Origin of the sequence: Burkholderia sp. CCA53 (assembly GCF_001685525.1) — a bacterium.
Lineage (GTDB): Bacteria > Pseudomonadota > Gammaproteobacteria > Burkholderiales > Burkholderiaceae > Burkholderia > Burkholderia multivorans.
This window is the reverse complement of record NZ_BDDJ01000002.1, coordinates 800,549-818,958: the sequence shown is the minus strand read 5'-3', so window position 1 is coordinate 818,958 and position 18,410 is coordinate 800,549. Positions and strand designations below refer to the sequence as shown.

The following is an 18,410-nucleotide window of genomic DNA, read 5'->3' as shown; positions in this document are numbered from 1 at the left end:
TCGCCGACATTCATACGAAATGAGAATGAGTCGCATTCCCAATAAAAATATCATTGCGGATGTTGGCGGATCAAGGAGGTGAACCCTATGCAACGTCATTTATGGCGGCTCGCGGGAGTCGTCTATGCCGATATCGCGATCAGCGTCGCGATCGGCCTCGCGGTGACCGCATGTTACGCGGGACAGGCGTTATGTCTTGCGCTCGGGATCGCGGCCATATGGTCCGGCGCGTCGCTGCGCGGTCTATCCGGATGGGCGTTCGGCTTCGCTGCGTTCGCACTGGCGCGCATCGCGCTGATGTGGGCCGGCGAAGTCGCCGCGCTGCGCACCGCGAGCCGCACCAAGGCGCGGCTGCGCGCGCGGTTGCTCCCTCAGGCACTTGCACTCGGCGCGCATGGCGGTGCAGGACGCACCGCCGAATTGCAGCACGCGATCGTCGGCGGTGTCGAAGCGCTCGAGACGTACTACGGACGCTACATTCCGGCCGTGTGCGTCGCGCTTGTCGGCTGCGCTGCCGTGATCGGCGCGGTCGCGTGGATCGATCCGCTGTCGGCGAGCGTGCTGGCGGCCTGCGTGCTCGCGGTGCCCGTCATCGATCGCGTCTGGCTGCGCCTATGCCGGCCGCGGGCCTCGGGGCTGATGGCGTCGATCGGGCGTTTCGGCGCGACGATGCTCGACAGCCTGCAGGGCATCGCGACGCTGAAGGCGTTCGATGCGGCCGGCTCGCGCCGAGCGTCGCTCGTCGCGGCGGCAGCAGGGTTGCGGCGCGAGGCGATGGGCATCCTGTACGCAACACTGATGCGCAACGGCGTGACGGGCCTGTTCGGGCTCGGCTGCGTCGCGGCCGTCGCGGCGCTCAATGCTTCGCGCGCCGCCTCCGGTGTGCTGCCCGCGACGACGGCGCTGATCACGCTGTTTCTCGCACGCGAGGCATTCCGGCCGGTTGACCGGCTCGACAAGACGTTCCATATCGCGTGGGGCGCCGCGAGCGCCGCCGGGCCGATCGCCGCACTGCTCGACGCAGAACCGCCAGTGCGCGAACCCGTGTCGCCGCGCGCGCCCGGAGAGCACGCCGATGTCGTATTCGACGACGTGACCTTCACGTGGCCGGGCAGCGACCGGCCCGCGCTAAAGCACGTGTCGCTCACGATCGGGCAGCGCGAGTTCGTCGGGATCGTTGGCCCGTCCGGCGCGGGCAAGTCGACGCTCGGCGCGCTGCTGATTCGGATGGCTGACCCGCAGCACGGTTCGGTGCGGATCGGCGGCGTCGATCTGCGCGACCTGCCGCTCGCGGCGATGCGCGAGAAGGTGGGCGCCGTGTTCCAGGACATCGTGCTGTTCGACGGCAGCATCGAGGACAACCTGCGGTTCGCTCGGCCCGACGCCGATGCAGACGCGATTCGCGACGCCGCGCGCGTCGCGCATGTCCACGACTTCATCGAAGGTTTGCCGCAGGGGTATGCGACGCCCGTCGGCGAGCGTGCCGCGCAGCTGTCGGGCGGCCAGCGCCAGCGGCTCGCGATCGCCCGCGCATGGCTCAAGGGCGCGCCGATCCTTCTGCTCGACGAAGCGACCTCGAACGTCGACCCGTCGAGCGAGCAGGCGATTCAGGCGTCGATCGAGGCGTGTGCCGGACAACGTGCGCTCGTCGTGATCGCGCATCGTCTGGCGACGGTGCGACACGCGGACCGGATCGTCGTCGTCGACGACGGGCGGATCGTCGAGGAGGGCGATCACGACACGCTGAAGGCGCGCGGCGGACTATATGCGCGCCTGCTGGCCGCGCAGGCCGGCGAAACAGGGGAGGAAAGCGTATGAGCACGACGACGACTACGACGACGGCCGCGCATGGCCGAGACGGTGCGACGCACGCGCGCGACGCGGCGCTAGCCGGGCGCAGCGGCTGGGCGGACCTGCTGCAGCTCGCGCGCGGCCAGGAGCGGCTGATGCTGTTGACCATCGTCGCGACCGTGCTCGCGCAGGGCGGAATGGTTGCGACGCTCGCGATCTGCGCTTGGCTCATCGGCATCGCGATCGCTGGCGCGGCGGCCGACGCATGGCTGCCGGGCACATGGGCGCTTGTCGTGGCCGTGGCCGCCGGCGCGGGCGGGCGCTGGTGGCAGGCGCACGTCTCGCACGAATTCGCGTTCTCGCTGATCGAGACGATGCAGATTGGCATTTACGACGGCCTCGAACGCGCGGCGCCTGGCTACGTGGCCGGGCGTCGCACCGGCGAGCTCGCGGCCGTCGCGACGCGCGACGCCAACGAAATGGAGCACTTTTTTGCGCATACGCTCGCCGATGCGATCGCCGCCGGCATCGTCCCGTTGCTGGCACTCGTCGCGCTCGCGTTCGTGCAGCCGTGGCTGACGCTCGCGCTGCTGCCATTCCTGCCGCTGCTCGCTTCGGTGCCGTTCTGGCTGGGCGATCGCGCGCATCGGCAGGGGCGCGCGCTGGCTCAGGCCGCTGCGAAGCTCGACGCGGACGTGATCGAAGGCATTCAGGGAAGAAAAGAGATCGCGTCTTTCGGTCAGGCGCAGGCGTGGCTCGACCGCGTTGCTGCGCGCGTGCGCACGATGGAGCACGAGCAGCGCCGCTACGGCACGCGCGCCGGGCTCGAGCAGGCGGCCATCGAATTGCTGCAGGCCGGTGCGCTGCTTGCGGCCCTGGTGACGGGGGCCGTGCTCGTGCAGCACGGCTTGCTGGCCGTCGCATGGTTGCCGTGCGCGGTCGTGCTCGTCGGCGCCGCGCTGATTCCCCTCGCAGAAGTCGCGCAGGCCGCGCGCAAGCTGGGCGAACTGAAGGCGGGCGTCGAGCGAATTCTTGCGATTCAGCGGCAGCCCGCGCAGGTCGTCGACCGCGGCACCGCGGAGCCGGCCGATGCGACGGTGCGTTTCGAGCAGGTCGGGTTCGCCTACGACGACACGCGCGTGCCTGCATTGCGCGGCGTCGATTTCGACGTGAAGCCGGCCGAGACCGTCGCGCTCGTGGGCGCGTCGGGTGCGGGCAAGAGCACGTGCGTGAGCCTGCTGCTGCGCTTCAGGGACGTACAGGCAGGCCGCGTGATCGTCGGCAGCGTCGACGTGCGCGACATGCCGCTTGCGCGGCTGCGGCAATACGTGTCGGTGGTGCCGCAGGACGTCTATCTGTTCGACGACACCATCGCGAACAACATCCGGCTCGGCCGGCCCGAGGCGGACGACGCAGCGGTCGAGCAGGCCGCCCGCGACGCACAGGCACACGACTTCATCGTCGCGCTGCCGGACGGCTACGGCACGCGCTGCGGCGAGCGCGGCGCGCGTCTGTCGGGCGGCCAGCGCCAGCGGATCGCGATCGCGCGCGCGTTGTTGCGCGACAGCCCGGTGCTGGTGCTCGACGAGGCGTCGTCGAGTCTCGACACCGAAAGCGAGCGCGCGTTTCACGACGCGCTCGCGCGGCTGCGTCGGCACCGCACGGTGCTGATGATCGCGCACCGTCCGTCGACGATTCGGCAGGCCGACCGCATCGTCGTGCTCGACGACGGGCGCGCGGTCGAGCAGGGCACGCATGCCGAGCTCGTCGCGCGCGGCGGACGCTACGCGCGCCTGCTCGCACGTGATGCCGGGCACGCGTGAGCGCGGCCGTTCGATTTCATCGCAGTCACCATTACCACGCTTCACGAGGTTCGCGACGAGGCCGCCTGCGGCCCGCTGCGAACGGGGCACCAGCAGAGGAAGGCTTCATGAGTCGTCGTTACTGTCGTACCGCCAACGCGAACCGGGCGGCATCGCGTGCTGCGCGATCGGATCGGTCCGCCCATCAATCCGCCCTTCAAGTCGTTGTCTCATCGCGCGACGCCGTGCATGGGCGCGCCCGTCGGCCGGGGCGGCCGCTCGCGCCGCTGTCGCTCGCGCTGGCCGCGGCGCTGGCGTGGCCGCCGCTTGCCGAGGCGGCTGGCGATGACGCGTCGGCGCCGGTTCCGGCATCGACGCCGACGGCGCCTGCCGAGCCGCTCGTCGGCACGCAACTCGAAGCCGTGACCGTTACCGCACGCCGTCACAGCGAATCGCAGCAGAAGGTGCCGGTCAGCGTGACGGCCGTGAGCGGCGCCGATCTCGCAGTCGATGCCGCGCCGTCGGCCGGAAACGCGGGTCTCGCGCGCGCAGTGCCGAACCTCGCGTTCGCCGATATCGGTGCGACCTACGCGAACGTGTTCAGCATTCGCGGCGTGGGCTCGTTCATGCCGTTGGCGGCCGACGACGCATCGGTCGTGATGTACGTCAACGACGTACCGCGCGCGACCACCGGCGCGCCGCCGACCTTCATGGACATCGATCGCGTCGAGGTGCTGCGTGGCCCGCAGGGCACGCTGTTCGGCCGCAACACGCAGGGCGGCGCGATCAACGTGATCACGAAGCAGCCGACCTTCAAACGCGAGTTCACGGCGACAGCGGAAGCCGGCACGCATGGCCGCTGGCTCGGCGAAATGATCGGCAACGGCCCCGTGTCCGACGATGTGGCCGCGCGGGTCGCGGTGCGCATGTCGAACCTCGACGGTACCGTGCCGAACCTTGCGACCGGCGGCAGCGACGGGCGCGTGAAGGTGGGCGCCGCGCGCGGCACCGTGCTGTGGGTCCCGGACGATCGCACATCGGTCACCGTGTCGGGTTTCGTCGACCAGACCGAAACGACCGCGCCGCGCTTTGTCCTGATGCAGAACGGCGATTTCCCGCAGATTCGGTTGAACCCGCCCACGTACGGCCGCTGGCGCGACGCGGGCAGCAGCGTGCGGGTCGACCGCGATTTCGACCGCTTCAGACTGACGTCGCTGACGAGCTATCAGGATTCGCGCAACGTGCAACGGTTCGACCTGACCGACGGGCTCATCTATTCGGCGCTGTCGAAGCGGCCGGCGAGCCTGTTCGACGTGCCGGGCGCGGACCAGACGGAGATGCGCTTCGGCGAATCGACGTTCCAGCAGGAAGTGCGGCTGAATTCGCGCGACAACAGCCCGGTGATGTGGACGGCCGGGATCAACTATTTCCATGCGCATTTCACGAACGACACGAACGCCGTTGCATCACCGGCCGCGTTCAACTTCGTGACGACGCAGAACGGCCAGCAGCACAACCGCATCAACACGGACAGCGTGTCATGGTTCGGCGAGGCGAGCTGGCCGCTGACGACGCGGCTGAAGGCGATCACGGGGCTGCGCGCGACCTACGAACGCAAGGACGCACGCTACGCATTCGACGGCAACGGCAACCCGAAGGTCGTCACCCGGTTCCGCCAGGACGACAGTCTGAGGGACACGTTCGTCACCGGGCGCACGGGTCTGACATTCGACTGGACCGACACGCTGATGACCTATGCGACGGTGTCACGTGGCGAAGCGTCGGCCGGCTATCCGGCCGTCACCGTGAACGGACCGCAGGGCCGGCGCGAGTCGTCGTTTCCGGCGTCGACGAGCTGGACCTACGAACTCGGCTTCAAGTCGCTGTGGCTCGACCGGCGGCTCAGCGTCGACGGCTCGGTGTTCTACAACGACGTGAAGAACGGCCACCTCGTCGCATTCTTCCCGTCGAGCGGACTGTTCATGCCTGCATCGCTCGACTACCGAACCTTCGGCGCGGAACTCGAACTCGGCGCGAAGGTGTCCCGCTATCTGCGGCTGACCGCAGGGCTCGGCTATACGCAGGGCGAACTGCGGTCCGTGCCGGTCGGCGACGTGACGGGCGCGCAGTCGGGCAACCGCCTGCCGAACGTGCCGCGCATGACCGGCAATCTCGGCGCGCACGGCGAGCTGCCGGGGACGGTAGTCGGCCTGCCGGGACGCTTCAATGCGGATGCGTCGTGGCAGTACGTCGGCTCGCGCGCGGTCGACGTGCGCAACAGCTTCGATCTCGCCGCCTACAGCGTGGTCAACCTGCGCTTCGGCTGGACGTATCGGAACTGGACGCTGTACGGGTTCGCGGAGAACCTGTTCGACCGCCGCTACGTCGTTGCGGGGCAGGGCTGGGCGCCGGGCGTCGGCTCGGTGCGCGTCGGCCAGCCGCGCGTCGTCGGCATCGGTCTCACCACGCAGCTTTGAAGGAGGCGACGATGAGCGAACCGCTTCGTGTTGCCGGCGATCGAACGCCGACCGTCGCCCCGGCGCACGGCGTCGCGCGCGTGCTGACGGTTGTCGCGATCCTCTACGTGGCGATCGGCAGCGTGCTGGGCTTCGTGCAGGGCGGCCTCGCGCCGATCCTGCGCGCGCAGGGCGTGACGCTCGCGTCGCTGCAGTGGGTCTATGCGCTGTATCTGCCGTTCGGCGTCGCGTTCCTGTGGGCACCATGGCTCGATGCACGGAGGCTGCACTGGCTCGGGCATCGCACCGGCTGGATCGTCGCAGCGCAGCTCGTCGCGGTCGCGGCGACGCTTTGCATCGCGGCGCGACCGAGTGCGCCCTTTGCATGGCTGTTCGCGCTCGGCATCGTCGCCACGACGGCCGTTGCGACGATGGACCTGTCGCTCGACGCGCTGAGCGTCGAACAGACGCCGCCGTCGGGCCGCACGTTGGTTGCCGCCGCGAAGATGGGCGGGATGGCGGTCGGTTTGCTGCTCGGCGGCGGCATGCTCGTATGGGGGTATCCGTGGCTCGGCTGGCGACTTGTGTTCGTGGCGTTGGCAGCGATCCTCGCGGTCTCGGTACTCTCCGTTGCGCTGCTGGTCGAGGCCGACCGCGCGACGCCGCGCGGCGCGGGCCGGTCGCTGTCGGGCTGGCGTGAGGCGTGGAGTGACCGTGCGATGCGCGCGCGGCTGATCGCGACGATCGCGCTGACCGTCATGCTGATGATGCTCTTCAACTTCAACCGGCTGCTGCTCGTCGATCTGGGCATGACGTTGCAGCAGATCGGCGCGTTGCTCGGCACGCTCGTGCCGGCCGCGAACCTTGCGGCGTCGGTGGCGGCCGGCTGGGCTGCGCGCCGCTGGCGGCCGCCGGCGATCTGCGCGACGGGCGCGCTCGCGTGCATCGCGAGCGTCGCCGTGCTGGCGGTCGCAGCGTCGCGCGGGGATGGAACGCTGGCCGCGACGGGCGCGGTGCTGGTCGGTGCGGCCAGCGCGTGGACCTTCATCGGCATGGGCGGCGCGATTCTCGGCTGGGCAGCCGGCAGGCAGCCGGCGACCGTGTATGCGCTGTTCTACAGCAGTGGGCGTCTCGTCGGAACGTTCGGCCTGCTCGGCGTGCCGGGCCTGATTGCGGCGACGGGATGGCCGGCGTTCTATGCGGGCGCCGGCACCCTGTTCGCGGTGGCGGCGGCCGTGTTCGTCGCGATGCTGCCGAGAGGCGGTGCGGTGCCGGTGGAGTGCGGACGGCAGGGCACCGCATGAGCGTGTTCCACAGGGGCCGACGGCAAAGACAGACGACACATCCACCCGCCACATCGCCCCTGCTACCGTCCTCCCGCCTCCGCAAACACCGGTTCCCCCAACGTCAGCATCAACCGATTCGCCCATGCGAAGATCGCGACCGCATGCGACAGGTCGAGAATTTCCTCGTGCGTGAGCCCCTCGGCTTCGAGCGCTGCGATATCGTCCGCGCCGACCGCATCCGGCCGCTCGGTCAGCGCGATCGCATAGCGCACGATCGCGCGTTCGCGCGCCGTCGTGCCGGCCGTCGCCGGATCGTCGAACACCTGCTCGATCGCGTCCGTGCGTTTCGCGAGTTGCGCGAAGCGCTGCGCATGCACGGACGCGCAGTAGACGCAGCCGTTCACGCGCGACACGGCCGTGCTCGCCAGTTCGCGCTCCGCACGCGACAGCCCGCCGGGCCCGTACATGATCGCGTTGAACACGCCCGAGCGCTGCCGCAGGATTTCGGGCAGGTGTACGAGCAGCAGATAGTAGTCGGACGTCTTGGCCTGCGGATGGCTCGCGTCGAGCACCGCAAGCTGTTCGGGCGTCGCCGTGTCGAGCGGCACGGTGTCGAGCCACGCACGCCAGCCCAGCGTGTCGAACGTGAAGCCGTGAGCATGCGTCGTCATGCGGCCTCCTTCGCGACGCGCGCCTGCACTGCCCGTGCGGCCGCAGCGACGCGCAGTTGATAGGCAACGAACGCGACGAGCTGCGACAGCGCGACGATCGCGGGCGTCGTGAGGCCGGCCGCTTTCAATGCATCGAGATCGGCTCGCTGCGCAGCGGCGGGAGACGTCGTCAGAAGCCGTGCATGCACGAGGATTGCGGCGAGCCGCGCGGGCAGCGCGTCGAACGCATCGGCGTCCGCCCGCGCGATGTCGGCGTCGCTGCCGCCGGCGTCGATCAGTCGCGCGCGATAAAGCGACGCAAGGGCCGGCGCGTTCGACCGCTGCGCGACATATCGCGCCGCATGCAGACGCTCGACCGGCGACAGGCCGGGCAGCGCGGGATCGAACAGCGCCGCTTCGCCGAGCTGCGTATGCAGCCGTACCTTGTCGCGTGAGCGACGCAGTACGGCCGTGGCATCGTCGTCGCGCAGGCCGGCCACGCGGTCGATCGTATCCGGCGCAGCGGCCGGCGTGAGGGTATCGGTCATCGTTTCGGTATCCGTCATCGTCAATGGAACAGGCGCTTACGCATCGGCGTCGCGCCATTCGTCGCCTTGCAGCTCGGCGTTGGAGAACGCGACGAGCGCGTCGTAGTGGCGATCGCGGTCCGCGTCGAACAGCCGGCTCGCGATGCCGCGCGCCAGCCGCTCGGCGCCGGCGCTGATCGCGGGAATGTCGCCGGACAGCTTGCCGTGGCTCAGGCTCGCCGCATGGTTGAAGCAGTGGATGCGCGTCACGGCCGGGCACGCACCGCGCTCGCGCTCCTGGAACGCGAATGCGGGGCCCAGATCGGGCGACTCGGCCAGCTCGTCGAGCCAGGTGCCGGGCGCGGGACGATAGCGATCCTTCCAGCGCCGCACGTGCGCAGCGAACGCCGCGAATTCCGTGCGCGTCGTCCAGTCGGAATGGAAACCGGTCGCGAAAATCAGGAAGTCGACGACGTAGCGGCCGCGCGGCGTCGTGACTTCGAGCCCGTCCGCATGCTCGGCAAGCGTCTCGATCGGGCTGCCCGCATGAAAGAAGGCATGCGCGTGGCGCGACACGCGCAGCACGCTGTCGCGCGGCGGCGGCGTCTGCGATGTCAGCGCGTAATGCATGAAGCGCCACTTGCTGGCGTCGTCGAGGTCGGCATAGCCGTGCACGAGGCCCGGGCTGCCGATGCCCGTCAGCTTGTTGATGCGCGGAATGTCCGTGCGGCGGAAAAACAGGTCGACGCGCGCGGCGCCGGCCTCGAGCGCGGTGCCCGCGTTGTCGAACGCGGACGCGCCGGCGCCGACGACGCCCACGCGCTTGCCGGCCAGCGCCGCGAAGTCGATCGGCTCCGACGAGTGCGCCCAGCGCGTGCGCGGCGCGCGTTGCGCCACGGGCGGCACGTACGGGCCGCCGAGCCCGTCGCGGCCGGTGGCGAGCACGACGTGGCGCGCGAGCAGCGTCTGCGCGTGGCCCTGCGTGTCGAGATCGAGCGCGAGCAGGCCGTCGTCGCGCGGGCGCAGCGCGACGAGCATCGTGTCGTTGCGCACGTTGAGGTCGAGCACGCGCCGATACCAGCGCAGATAGTCCATCCATTGTGTGCGCGGAATCTTGTAGAGCGCGTCCCACGCGTCGCGGCCGTATTGCGCTTCGAACCAGGCGCGGAACGTCAGCGCGGGCAGCCCGAGCGCGGGGCCGGCAAGCTGCTTCGGCGAGCGCAGCGTATCCATGCGCGCGAACGTGACCCACGGGCCTTCGTAGCCGGCCGGCGCGCGATCGATCACGCACTGATTGTCGATGCCGAGCAGCCGCAGTTCGGCGCTGGCCGCGAGCCCCGCCATCCCGCCGCCGACGATCGCGACGTCGAGCACGCGCATGCCGTCGACGTCGCGCGGCGGCACCCACGACGGCGCGGGCAGGTCGAGCCAGCGCAGATCCTCGGCGAGCCGCAATTCGAGTGCGTCGAGTGAGGTCGTCATGCGAATTGTTCGTCCATCGTATCGTTAGTCGAAAGGCTGCGGAAAGCCGTCATGCGACAACCTCCCGGCGCGTACCGCGCGCCCGCGCCCGTGTGCGCGGGCGGTCGCTGCGAAGCAGCGCATCGTGTGCGGACGCGTCGTGAAAGACCGCATCGTCGAACAACGCGCGCGTCGTGCGATGCAACGCGTTAAGCAGCGCATCGACGGCCGCCGTGCGTGTCTTGCCGGCCGGCGTCGCGACGCCGAACGCGAACGGAATGTCGACGTCGAGCGGCCGCGCGACGACGCCGTCCACCGGCAGCGCGACACCCGTCGCCGGATCGACGATGCCGATCCCGACGCCGGCGCGCGCGGCCATCACCGCGTTGAGCGACGCATTGGTCTCGATGAAGACGCGCGGCTCGACGCGCGCGGCGGCGAATGCCGCGTCGATCCGCTGGCGCAATCGATGGCGGTTCGCGACGGTCACGATGCGGCGGCGCGCGAGATCGCGCAGCGCGATGCGCGGCTTGGCCGCGAGCGCATCGCCGGCGGCCAGTACCGCAACGCAGGGCGTCTGCGCGATCCAATGCACGTCGAGCCCCGCATGCGCCATCGGCAGTGTGACGACGCCGACGTCCGCGGTGCCGGCCAGCACTTCGTGCACGACGTGCTCGGCCGATTCGCTGCGCAACTGGTAGTGCGGTGCGTGCGCGTCGTCGGGCAGCGCCGCGAGCGCGGCCGGCACGATCGTGGCCGCGAGCGCGGGCGTTGCGGCGATGCGCACCGGTTGAGCGATTTCGCTGCCGATTGCGCGGGCGCGCGCGTCGATCGCGCGCAGGCCGATCAGCGAACGCTCGACTTCCTCGTAAAGCAGGAACGCGCGCCGCGTCGGCGTGACACGCGGGCCGTGACGATCGAACAGCGCATAGCCGAGGTCGGCCTCGAGCTCCTGGATCTGCCGCGTGACGGCCGGTTGCGAGCGGCCGAGCAATTCGCCCGCGCCGGTCACGCTGCCGGCCGACATGACGGCGGAAAAAGCCTCGAGTTGATGCAGCTCCATGACGCGTTCCGATGATGCGATTTGCGCATTGTAGGAGCGTGAGCATGCGCGATTCTTATAATGATTTTTGCTATCGACAGCGCGAAAAATGCGAAGGACGCGCGTGTCGTCATCGCCGGCTATGCGCCGATGCGCATGTCGCACGCGCGCTGCCGAACCGGAAACGGCAATCGAATCAACACGATGAGTGCGCCTCGTCGCGGCTGCGCGATGCGGCATGCGAAGGCCGGCGTCGAAGCGCACGATGCGCTACGCGTGCGCCGCGATATCGATATGCACAAAACTTCGTTGGATCGTCCGGACCCCGATGGTTTCATGCCCTCACTCTTTTCGATTGACTGACGTTGGGGGATCCATGAACGTTTCGGGGAACGACGCGCGCGGCGCATGGCGGCGCGTGCTGGGCACGGTGGCGGCGCTTGCGGCGGCCTGGGGCTTGTCGACGGGCGCCGCGCTCGCGGCAGGCGTCTCGGGCGAGCCGGTCGTCGTCGGCGTGAGCGGGCCGCTCACGGGGCAGGACGCGCAATACGGCGAGCAGTGGAAGCGCGGCTTCGACCTCGCACTCGACGAGATCAACGGCAGCGGCGGCATACACGGCCGGCCGCTCGCGATCGACTTCCAGGACAGCCGCAGCGATCCGCGCCAGGCGGTGGCGATCGCGCAGAAGTTCGTCGCCGATCCGCGCGTCGTGATCGAGCTCGGCGATTTTTCGAGCGCGACATCGATGGCCGCGTCGCCGATTTATCAGCGCGGGCAACTGATCCAGTTCGGCTTCACGAATTCGCACCCGGACTTCACGAAGGGCGGCGACTATCTGTGGAGCACCGCGCTGAGCCAGGCCGAGGAACAGCCGCTGCTCGCGCGCTACGCCGTGAAGGAACTCGGCTTCAAACGGATCGCGGTGCTGTATCTGAACACCGACTGGGGCCGCACGAGCAAGGACATCTTTGCGAAGGCCGCGTCGGCGCTCGGCGCGCAGGTCGTCGCGGCCGAAGGCTATCAGCCGGCCGAAAAGGATTTCCGTTCGACGCTCGTGCGGATCGGCGAGTCGAAGCCCGACTCGATCGTACTGATCTCGTATTACGCGGACGGCGCGCAAATCGTGCGGCAGGCACGCACGTCGGGCATCGCGCTGCCGATCGCGGCGGTCGGCTCGGTGTATTCGCCGAAGTTCCTCGAACTGGGCGGCACGGCCGTCGACGGCGTCTACACCGAATCGAACTTCTTCCCGGCCGAACCGCGCCCCGAGGTGCAGGCGTTCGTGCAGCGCTATCGCGCGAAATTTCACGCCGATCCCGACTCGTTCGTCGCGCGCGCCTACGACGCATTGATCCTGTCGGCCGAGGTGCTGCGCCGCTACGGCACGACGCGCCAGGCGGCGCACGACGGCTTCGCGAAGATCAGCGACGTGCCGAGCGTGATCTTCGGCAAGGTGCGCTTCGATCCGCAGACGCGCCGCGTCGCGGGCGCGCGCACCGTGTATCTCGTCGTGAAGCAGGGCCGGTGGGCGCTGTGGGACGGCGCCAAGCCGCAGCTCGCGGCGCGCTGAACCGTACCGGACGCATCGCGATGGCATCCTGGCTCGACTACACGCTCAACGGCCTCATCGTCGGCAATATCTACGCGCTGCTCGCCGTCGGGCTCGCGCTGATCTTCGGCGTGTCGCATCTGATCAACTTCGCGCACGGCTCGGTCTATATGGTCGGCGCGTTCATCGGTTGGCTGTGCCTCACGCGCTTCGGGCTGCCGCTGCCGGTCGCGCTCGCGGCGGTCGTCGTCGGCTGCGGCGCGCTCGGCGTCGCGATCGAACGGATCGGGCTGCGGCCGTTGCGTCATGCGGCGCGCATCGCACCGCTGCTCGCGACAATCGGCATCAGCTTCATCCTCGACCAGCTCGCGCAGCTCGCGTTCGGCGCGGACCCGCGCGCGGTGCCGACGCCGCTGCCCGACTGGCATCTGCGGCTCGGCGGCGCCACGCTCGGGTCGCTCGATCTGCTGATCGCCGGCATCGGCATCGCGGCGGCCGCGCTGCTGTACGGCTTCCTGCGCTTCACGCGGCTCGGCTGGGCCGTGCGCGCGACGGCACAGGATCGCGACGCGGCGCTGCAGATGGGCGTCGACGTCGACCGCGTGAATCAGACGGTGTTTGCGATCGCATGTGCGCTCGGCGGCGTGAGCGGGCTGCTGGTCGGCATGTACTACAACAGCATCGATCCGGCGATGGGCTTCCAGGCGACGCTGAAGGGCGTCGTCGCGCTGCTGATCGGCGGCCTCGGCAACGTGCCGGGCGCGATCGCGGGGAGCCTGCTGCTCGGGCTCGTCGAAAGCTACGGCGTCGCGCTGTTCGGCACGAGCTATCGCGACCTGTTCGCGTTCGGGCTGCTGATCGTGTTCCTCGTCTGGCGGCCGAACGGCTTGTTCAGTGCGAACCGCGCGCTGCCGCCCGAGCCGATGACGGGCACCTTTCTTGCGGCCGCGAAGGCGCTGCGCGTGCCGCGCCCGGCGATCGTCGCGCTGATCGCGCTCGTGGCCGTGCTGCCCTGGCTCGGCGCATCGCCTTATGTCCTGCAGACGCTGACCAACGCGTGGCTGTACGGCCTGCTCGCGCTGAGCCTCACGCTCGTCGCCGGCACGGTCGGGCAGATCTCGCTCGGCCATGCGGCGCTGCTCGTGATCGGCGCGTATGCGTCGGCGTTGCTGTCGTCGGATCTCGGCTGGTCGCCGGCCGTGACGATTCCGTGCGCGGGTGCGATCACGGCCGTGCTCGGGACGCTGCTCGTGTATCCGGCGTTCCGGTTGCGCGGTCACTACGTGTCGATCGCGACGCTCGGCATCGGCGAAGTGGTGAGCCTCGTGATCCTGAACTGGGACGGTCTCACGCGAGGGCCGCTCGGCATCACGGGCATCGCGCCGCTACCGTGGGCATCGACCGCACAGGCTGCGTACTGGTTCACGTTGACCGTGCTGATCGCGTTCGCACTCGTGCAGGTGCGGCTGCTGCGTTCGCACCTGGGCCGCACGCTGCGCGCGGTGCGCGAGGACGACGTCGCCGCGCGCGCGCACGGGATCGCACCGAACCGCTACAAGGCGATCGCGTTCGCGGTCGGCGGTGTCGCGGCGGGCGTGAGCGGCGGTATTGCGGCACACCTGTACAGCTACATCAATCACCAGACCTTCGATTCGCAGGTGTCGATCCTCGCGCTGACGATGGTGATCCTCGGCGGGCTCGGCAACGTGCTCGGCGGCATCGTGGGCGCGCTCGCGCTGATCGGCCTGCCCGAAATGTTCCGCTGGGCGGCCGACTACCGGATGCTGATCTATGGTCTCGTGCTGCTGCTGCTCGTCCGGTTCCGGCCGCAGGGCTTGCTCGGCACGGTGTGAGGAGGAATGCGATGACCACCACGCAACCGCCCTTGCTCGACGTGCAGGGGTTGACGCGCCGCTTCGACGGCGTCACGGCGCTCGACGGCGCGAGCCTGACGCTTGCCGAAGGCGAGCTGCTGAGCGTGATCGGACCGAACGGCGCGGGCAAGTCGACGCTGTTCAATCTGATCGCGGGCGCGGACCGGCCCGATGCCGGGAGCGTGACGTTCGACGGCCGCGACGTCACGGGCGCGGCGCCCGAACGGCTCGCCGCGCTCGGGCTCGCGCGCACGTTCCAGCATGGCCGCGTGTTCGGCAACCTCAGCGTGCTCGACAACGTCCTGATCGGCGCGCATGCACGACTGCGCGCGGCACGGCCGGGCTGGCCCGTGCTCGGCGCGGCGGCCGAAGTCGTACGCGCGCTGCTGCGCCCGGCGTCGGTGCGGCGCGAAGAAGCGGCGCTGCGCGACGAGGCGCGCGAGATCGTCGCCGGGTTCGGCGAGCGGCTCACGCCGCGCATCGATCATCCGGCGCACAGCCTGTCGTATGCGAACCGGCGGCGCGTCGAGATCGGCCGCGCGCTCGCGCTGCATCCGCGCCTGCTGCTGCTCGACGAACCGACGGCCGGAATGAACGAGACCGAGACCGCGGAGATGCTCGAGCTGATCCGCTCGCTGAAGGCGCGCGGCCTGACGATCCTGCTGATCGAGCACAAGCTCGAACTCGTGATGCGCGTGTCCGATCGCGTGATGGTGCTCGACAACGGCGTGAAGATCGCCGAAGGCGCACCGCGCGACGTGCGCCACGATCCGCGCGTGATCGAAGCCTATCTCGGCCGCCGCCACGCGGGCGGTGCACCGGCGGTTCGAGCGGCGCAGGCGGCCGCATGAGCGCGCTTTCTTCGGGATCCGATACGACCATGACCGACGCCTTGCTGAAACTCGAACATCTCGACACGTTCTATGGACCGGTGCAGGTGCATTTCGACGTGAACGTTGCGGTCGGCCGCGGGCAGATCGTCAGCCTGCTCGGCGGCAACGCGAGCGGCAAGTCGACGACGATGAAGCTGATTCTCGGACTGATGCGGCCGCGCCGCGGCGTCGTGCGCTTCGACGGCGACGACGTGACGGGCCTCGCGACGCCGCAGCGCGTGCGACGCGGCATCGCCGCGGTGCCGGAGGCGCGGCGGCTGTTCGGCGACATGAGCGTGCGCGAGAACCTGCTGATGGGCGCGTACACGCGCGGCGATCGCGCGGCGGTGGCCGACGACTACGAACGCGTGCTCGACCTGTTTCCGCGCGTGCGCGAACGGCTCGCGCAGCGCGCCGGCACGCTGTCGGGCGGCGAGCAGCAGATGCTCGCGATGGCGCGCGCGCTGATGGCGCGGCCGAAGCTGATCTGCATGGACGAGCCGACGATGGGGCTGTCGCCGCTCTACGTCGACAAGGTGCTCGAGCTGATCGATACGATCAACCGGCAGGGCGTGACGGTGTTCATGGTCGAACAGAACGCGAGCCTCGCGCTGGAAATCGCGCACTACGGCTACGTGCTGCAGACCGGGCGCGTCGTGCTCGAAGGCGCGGCCAGGACGCTGCTCGACGACGAGCGTGTGCGCGATGCCTATCTGGGCGGCGAGGCAGTGACGGCGTGAGCGCGGTGCGCGCCGGCGTCGACATGTCGTGCCGCGTGTTCAACGCGTTCAACGCGCAGACGTATGACGAACGGAATCGACCGGCGATGCACAACGGCGACGATCGTCGATTCGCGAGTAGACGCTAGCCCGTTCGCGCCGCCTTCGGAAACGTCAGCACGACCGCAAACCCGCCCGCATCCGGAAACGCGAACCCGACGCGCCCGCCGTGCGCCTTCATCACTTCCTGCACGATCGCGAGACCGAGCCCCGAGCCCGTGCGGCGCTCCGTCCCATCCGGCGCGATCCGCACGAACGGCTGCAATGCCGCATCCCAATGCTCGCGCGGAATGCCGCGCCCGTTGTCGGTGACGGTCAGCGTCACCGCATCGTCGGCATGGCCGGACGTCGCGACCGACACGACGATGTCGTCCGCATGGCCGTGCAGCAGCGCGTTGTGCAGCACGTTCGACAGCGCTTCCTGCAGGCTGATCGCATCGCCGTCGATCCAGGCGTGCGGCGCGTCGCTCGCGAATGCGACGGCGACGTCGCGCGCGCCGGCGAGCGGAATCGCGCGGCCGAGCACGTCCTTCGCGAGCGCGACGAGATCGACCGGCTGCAGCGGCACGGCCTCGGTGCGATGGATCACCATCGCGTGATTGAGCAGCTGCCCGGTGAGCCGGCCGACATCGGCGCAGGTCGCGCGCAACGCATCGAGCCGTGCCGCATGACGCGCGGGATCGTCGTCGCCGTCTAGCAGTTCGATCTGCGCATCGAGCCGCGCGAGCGGCGTGCGCATCTGGTGCGCGGCGTCGGCGATGAAGCGCTGCATCGCGTTGATGCGCTCGGCGAGCCGGCGCATCAGCCCGTTGATCGCGCCGATGATCGCGTCGATCTCGCTCGGCGTATCGACGGCCACCGGCCGCAAATCCGCCGGATCGCGCGCCGCGATGATCGCGCCGATCTGCGCGAGCGGGCGCAGCCCGCGTCGGATCGCCAGCCCGCTTGCGCCGATCGCGAGCACGCTCATCAGCAGGATCAGCGTCCACACCTTGATGCTCATCTCGTTCGTGAGCTGCTGCCGTGCATTGGTTGTCTGCGCAACGGTCACGAGCGCCCAGCCCGGCGTGCTTTCTTCCGGCATGTAGCGCGCGATGGTCGCCGTGCGGATCCGGTGCCCGTGATAGACGGCGTTCGTGAACGCCGGCCCCTGTTTCGCGGCCGCGAGCGTCGCGGAGCTCGCCAGATCGTTGTAGCCGGCCACGACGACGCCGCGCGAATCGACGACCTTGTAGTAGACGAGGTCGTAGCGCGACAGCGTCGACAGCGCGGCGACCGGCGGATTCAGCGCGAGCACGCCGCCCTGCACGTAAAGATTCTCCGCGACCTGGATCGACGCGCCGGCGAGCAGCTGATCGTAGGCACGCTCGGCCGCGACGCCCGCGTAGTAGCGCGCGATGGCGGCGAGCGCGAGTGCGCCGGTCGCGACGACGAGCGCGATGAACAGCAGCGTGCGCCCGAACAGCGTCTTCGGGAACCAGTCAGTGCGCGGCAATCTGATACCCCATCCCGCGCGCGGTGCGGATCTCGACCGAGCTGCCGTGCAGCTTTTTGCGCACGCGCGTCACATACTGCTCGACCGCGTTCGCGCTCGGCTCGTTGCCGAAACTGAACAGCTGATTCAGCAGTTCGTCCTTCGAGAAGATCCGCTGCGGGCGGCTCGCGAGAATCTCGAGCAGCGCGAACTCCTGGCGCGACAGCGAGAGCGGCTTGCCGTCGAGTTCCGCGAGGCGGCTGCTGCGGTCGATCACGAGGCCGCCGAGCGTCAGCACGTCGCTCGCATGGCCGCTGTTGCGGCGTAGCAGTGCCTGCACGCGCGCGTCGAGCTCGCGGTAGTCGAACGGCTTCACCAGATAGTCGTCGGCGCCGAGGCCGAGACCGCTGACGCGATCGTCGATCGCCGAACGCGCGGTGACGAGCAGCACCGGCGTCGTGCTGCCCGCCGCGCGCAGGTTGCGCAGCACCGCGAAGCCGTCGAGGCCGGGCAGGTTGGCGTCGAGTACGACGAGGTCGAAGCGCTCGACGCGCAGCAGGCTGTTCGCGGTCGAGCCGTCGGTTTCGAGATCGACGGCATGGCCGAGCCGCGCGAGGCGGCTGCGGATCGCCGCGCCGATCTCCGCATCGTCCTCCACGACGAGAATGCGCATGGTGCCGTTTGCAGGTAGGGGTTACGGGTTTTCCCGAGGCCGGGATGTCAGCATTTTCTCAGACTCGCTCGATAACCTGTGTCGAGCCGTAGCATGAAGACGGCATTAATACCAGAGGAGACGCCAACATGCAGCAGGTCACGAGCACGACGAACGCACGGCGCGGCACGCCGC

The 18,410-nt window shown here is 69.5% G+C and carries 15 protein-coding genes; 9 read left to right on the top strand and 6 right to left on the bottom strand.

Going from position 1 to position 18,410, the window contains the following annotated elements; all coding sequences use genetic code 11:
* Positions 1-87 precede the first annotated feature (87 nt).
* The 4 genes from BCR55_RS20140 (at position 88) to BCR55_RS20125 (ending at position 7,353) form a co-directional block, all read left to right on the top strand.
* Complete coding sequence (locus tag BCR55_RS20140; protein WP_006408813.1) at positions 88-1,818, top strand: ABC transporter ATP-binding protein/permease; 1,731 nt, start codon at positions 88-90, stop codon at positions 1,816-1,818.
* Entirely contained in the window at positions 1,815-3,614 is a 1,800-nt protein-coding gene (locus tag BCR55_RS20135; RefSeq protein WP_065495641.1) for an ABC transporter ATP-binding protein, read from the top strand. The genes BCR55_RS20140 and BCR55_RS20135 overlap by 4 nt, the downstream gene beginning before the upstream one ends.
* Positions 3,615-3,838: 224 nt before the next feature.
* Positions 3,839-6,070 carry a TonB-dependent receptor gene (locus BCR55_RS20130; RefSeq protein WP_006408810.1) on the top strand — a complete coding sequence of 744 codons (2,232 nt, stop codon included), beginning with the start codon at positions 3,839-3,841 and terminating at the stop codon, positions 6,068-6,070.
* An 11-nt stretch (positions 6,071-6,081) separates the two neighbouring features.
* The gene (locus BCR55_RS20125; RefSeq protein ID WP_006408814.1) at positions 6,082-7,353 is read left to right on the top strand and encodes an MFS transporter; all 1,272 of its coding nucleotides are present in this window, start codon (positions 6,082-6,084) and stop codon (positions 7,351-7,353) included.
* Between the two features lie 62 nt (positions 7,354-7,415).
* Here BCR55_RS20125 and BCR55_RS20120 read toward each other — a convergent pair whose 3' ends face one another.
* The 4 genes from BCR55_RS20120 to BCR55_RS20105 are packed head-to-tail and all read right to left on the bottom strand — an operon-like array spanning position 7,416 to position 11,036.
* Entirely contained in the window at positions 7,416-8,006 is a 591-nt protein-coding gene (locus BCR55_RS20120) for a peroxidase-related enzyme (protein ID WP_065495637.1), read from the bottom strand.
* Positions 8,003-8,533 carry a CMD domain-containing protein gene (locus BCR55_RS20115; protein ID WP_053298000.1) on the bottom strand — a complete coding sequence of 177 codons (531 nt, stop codon included), beginning with the start codon at positions 8,531-8,533 and terminating at the stop codon, positions 8,003-8,005. Before BCR55_RS20115 ends, BCR55_RS20120 begins: the two co-directional genes overlap by 4 nt.
* Positions 8,534-8,569: 36 nt before the next feature.
* Entirely contained in the window at positions 8,570-9,994 is a 1,425-nt protein-coding gene (locus BCR55_RS20110; protein ID WP_065495635.1) for an NAD(P)-binding domain-containing protein, read from the bottom strand.
* A 49-nt stretch (positions 9,995-10,043) separates the two neighbouring features.
* Complete coding sequence (locus BCR55_RS20105) at positions 10,044-11,036, bottom strand: LysR family transcriptional regulator (RefSeq protein ID WP_006408825.1); 993 nt, start codon at positions 11,034-11,036, stop codon at positions 10,044-10,046.
* A 60-nt stretch (positions 11,037-11,096) separates the two neighbouring features.
* Here BCR55_RS20105 and BCR55_RS20100 point away from each other — a divergent pair, with 60 nt between their 5' ends.
* Genes BCR55_RS20100 through BCR55_RS20080 form a run of 5 tightly spaced genes read left to right on the top strand, consistent with a single transcriptional unit; the run spans position 11,097 to position 16,050 of the window.
* The gene (locus tag BCR55_RS20100; protein WP_065495633.1) at positions 11,097-11,378 is read left to right on the top strand and encodes a hypothetical protein; all 282 of its coding nucleotides are present in this window, start codon (positions 11,097-11,099) and stop codon (positions 11,376-11,378) included.
* Positions 11,379-11,391: 13 nt separating this feature from the next.
* Entirely contained in the window at positions 11,392-12,585 is a 1,194-nt protein-coding gene (locus BCR55_RS20095; protein WP_065495631.1) for an ABC transporter substrate-binding protein, read from the top strand.
* 20 nt (positions 12,586-12,605) lie between these two features.
* Positions 12,606-14,417, top strand: a complete 1,812-nt coding sequence (locus BCR55_RS20090; protein ID WP_065495628.1) for an ABC transporter permease — start codon at positions 12,606-12,608, stop codon at positions 14,415-14,417.
* Between the two features lie 11 nt (positions 14,418-14,428).
* Complete coding sequence (locus BCR55_RS20085; RefSeq protein WP_035945743.1) at positions 14,429-15,289, top strand: ABC transporter ATP-binding protein; 861 nt, start codon at positions 14,429-14,431, stop codon at positions 15,287-15,289.
* A complete protein-coding gene (locus tag BCR55_RS20080; RefSeq protein WP_006404373.1) occupies positions 15,286-16,050 on the top strand; it encodes an ABC transporter ATP-binding protein in 765 nt (254 codons plus the stop codon). Before BCR55_RS20085 ends, BCR55_RS20080 begins: the two co-directional genes overlap by 4 nt.
* 124 nt (positions 16,051-16,174) lie before the next feature.
* On the opposite strand, the gene BCR55_RS20075 is transcribed toward BCR55_RS20080, so the two are convergent.
* Both BCR55_RS20075 and BCR55_RS20070 read right to left on the bottom strand, forming a co-directional pair.
* The gene (locus BCR55_RS20075; RefSeq protein WP_065495626.1) at positions 16,175-17,584 is read right to left on the bottom strand and encodes a sensor histidine kinase; all 1,410 of its coding nucleotides are present in this window, start codon (positions 17,582-17,584) and stop codon (positions 16,175-16,177) included.
* Complete coding sequence (locus BCR55_RS20070; RefSeq protein WP_006404370.1) at positions 17,571-18,236, bottom strand: response regulator transcription factor; 666 nt, start codon at positions 18,234-18,236, stop codon at positions 17,571-17,573. The genes BCR55_RS20075 and BCR55_RS20070 overlap by 14 nt, the downstream gene beginning before the upstream one ends.
* Positions 18,237-18,410: the final 174 nt, after the last annotated feature.

What these genes read in the sequence shown, in the direction of transcription:
- BCR55_RS20140 (WP_006408813.1), top strand. Translation starts at nt 88, where the DNA reads ATGCAACGTCATTTATGGCGGCTCGCGGGAGTCGTCTATGCCGATATC.
- BCR55_RS20135 (WP_065495641.1), top strand. Translation starts at nt 1,815, where the DNA reads ATGAGCACGACGACGACTACGACGACGGCCGCGCATGGCCGAGACGGT.
- BCR55_RS20125 (WP_006408814.1), top strand. Translation starts at nt 6,082, where the DNA reads ATGAGCGAACCGCTTCGTGTTGCCGGCGATCGAACGCCGACCGTCGCC.
- BCR55_RS20120 (WP_065495637.1), bottom strand. Translation starts at nt 8,006, where the DNA reads ATGACGACGCATGCTCACGGCTTCACGTTCGACACGCTGGGCTGGCGT.
- BCR55_RS20115 (WP_053298000.1), bottom strand. Translation starts at nt 8,533, where the DNA reads ATGACCGATACCCTCACGCCGGCCGCTGCGCCGGATACGATCGACCGC.
- BCR55_RS20110 (WP_065495635.1), bottom strand. Translation starts at nt 9,994, where the DNA reads ATGACGACCTCACTCGACGCACTCGAATTGCGGCTCGCCGAGGATCTG.
- BCR55_RS20105 (WP_006408825.1), bottom strand. Translation starts at nt 11,036, where the DNA reads ATGGAGCTGCATCAACTCGAGGCTTTTTCCGCCGTCATGTCGGCCGGC.
- BCR55_RS20100 (WP_065495633.1), top strand. Translation starts at nt 11,097, where the DNA reads ATGATTTTTGCTATCGACAGCGCGAAAAATGCGAAGGACGCGCGTGTC.
- BCR55_RS20095 (WP_065495631.1), top strand. Translation starts at nt 11,392, where the DNA reads ATGAACGTTTCGGGGAACGACGCGCGCGGCGCATGGCGGCGCGTGCTG.
- BCR55_RS20090 (WP_065495628.1), top strand. Translation starts at nt 12,606, where the DNA reads ATGGCATCCTGGCTCGACTACACGCTCAACGGCCTCATCGTCGGCAAT.
- BCR55_RS20085 (WP_035945743.1), top strand. Translation starts at nt 14,429, where the DNA reads ATGACCACCACGCAACCGCCCTTGCTCGACGTGCAGGGGTTGACGCGC.
- BCR55_RS20080 (WP_006404373.1), top strand. Translation starts at nt 15,286, where the DNA reads ATGAGCGCGCTTTCTTCGGGATCCGATACGACCATGACCGACGCCTTG.
- BCR55_RS20070 (WP_006404370.1), bottom strand. Translation starts at nt 18,236, where the DNA reads ATGCGCATTCTCGTCGTGGAGGACGATGCGGAGATCGGCGCGGCGATC.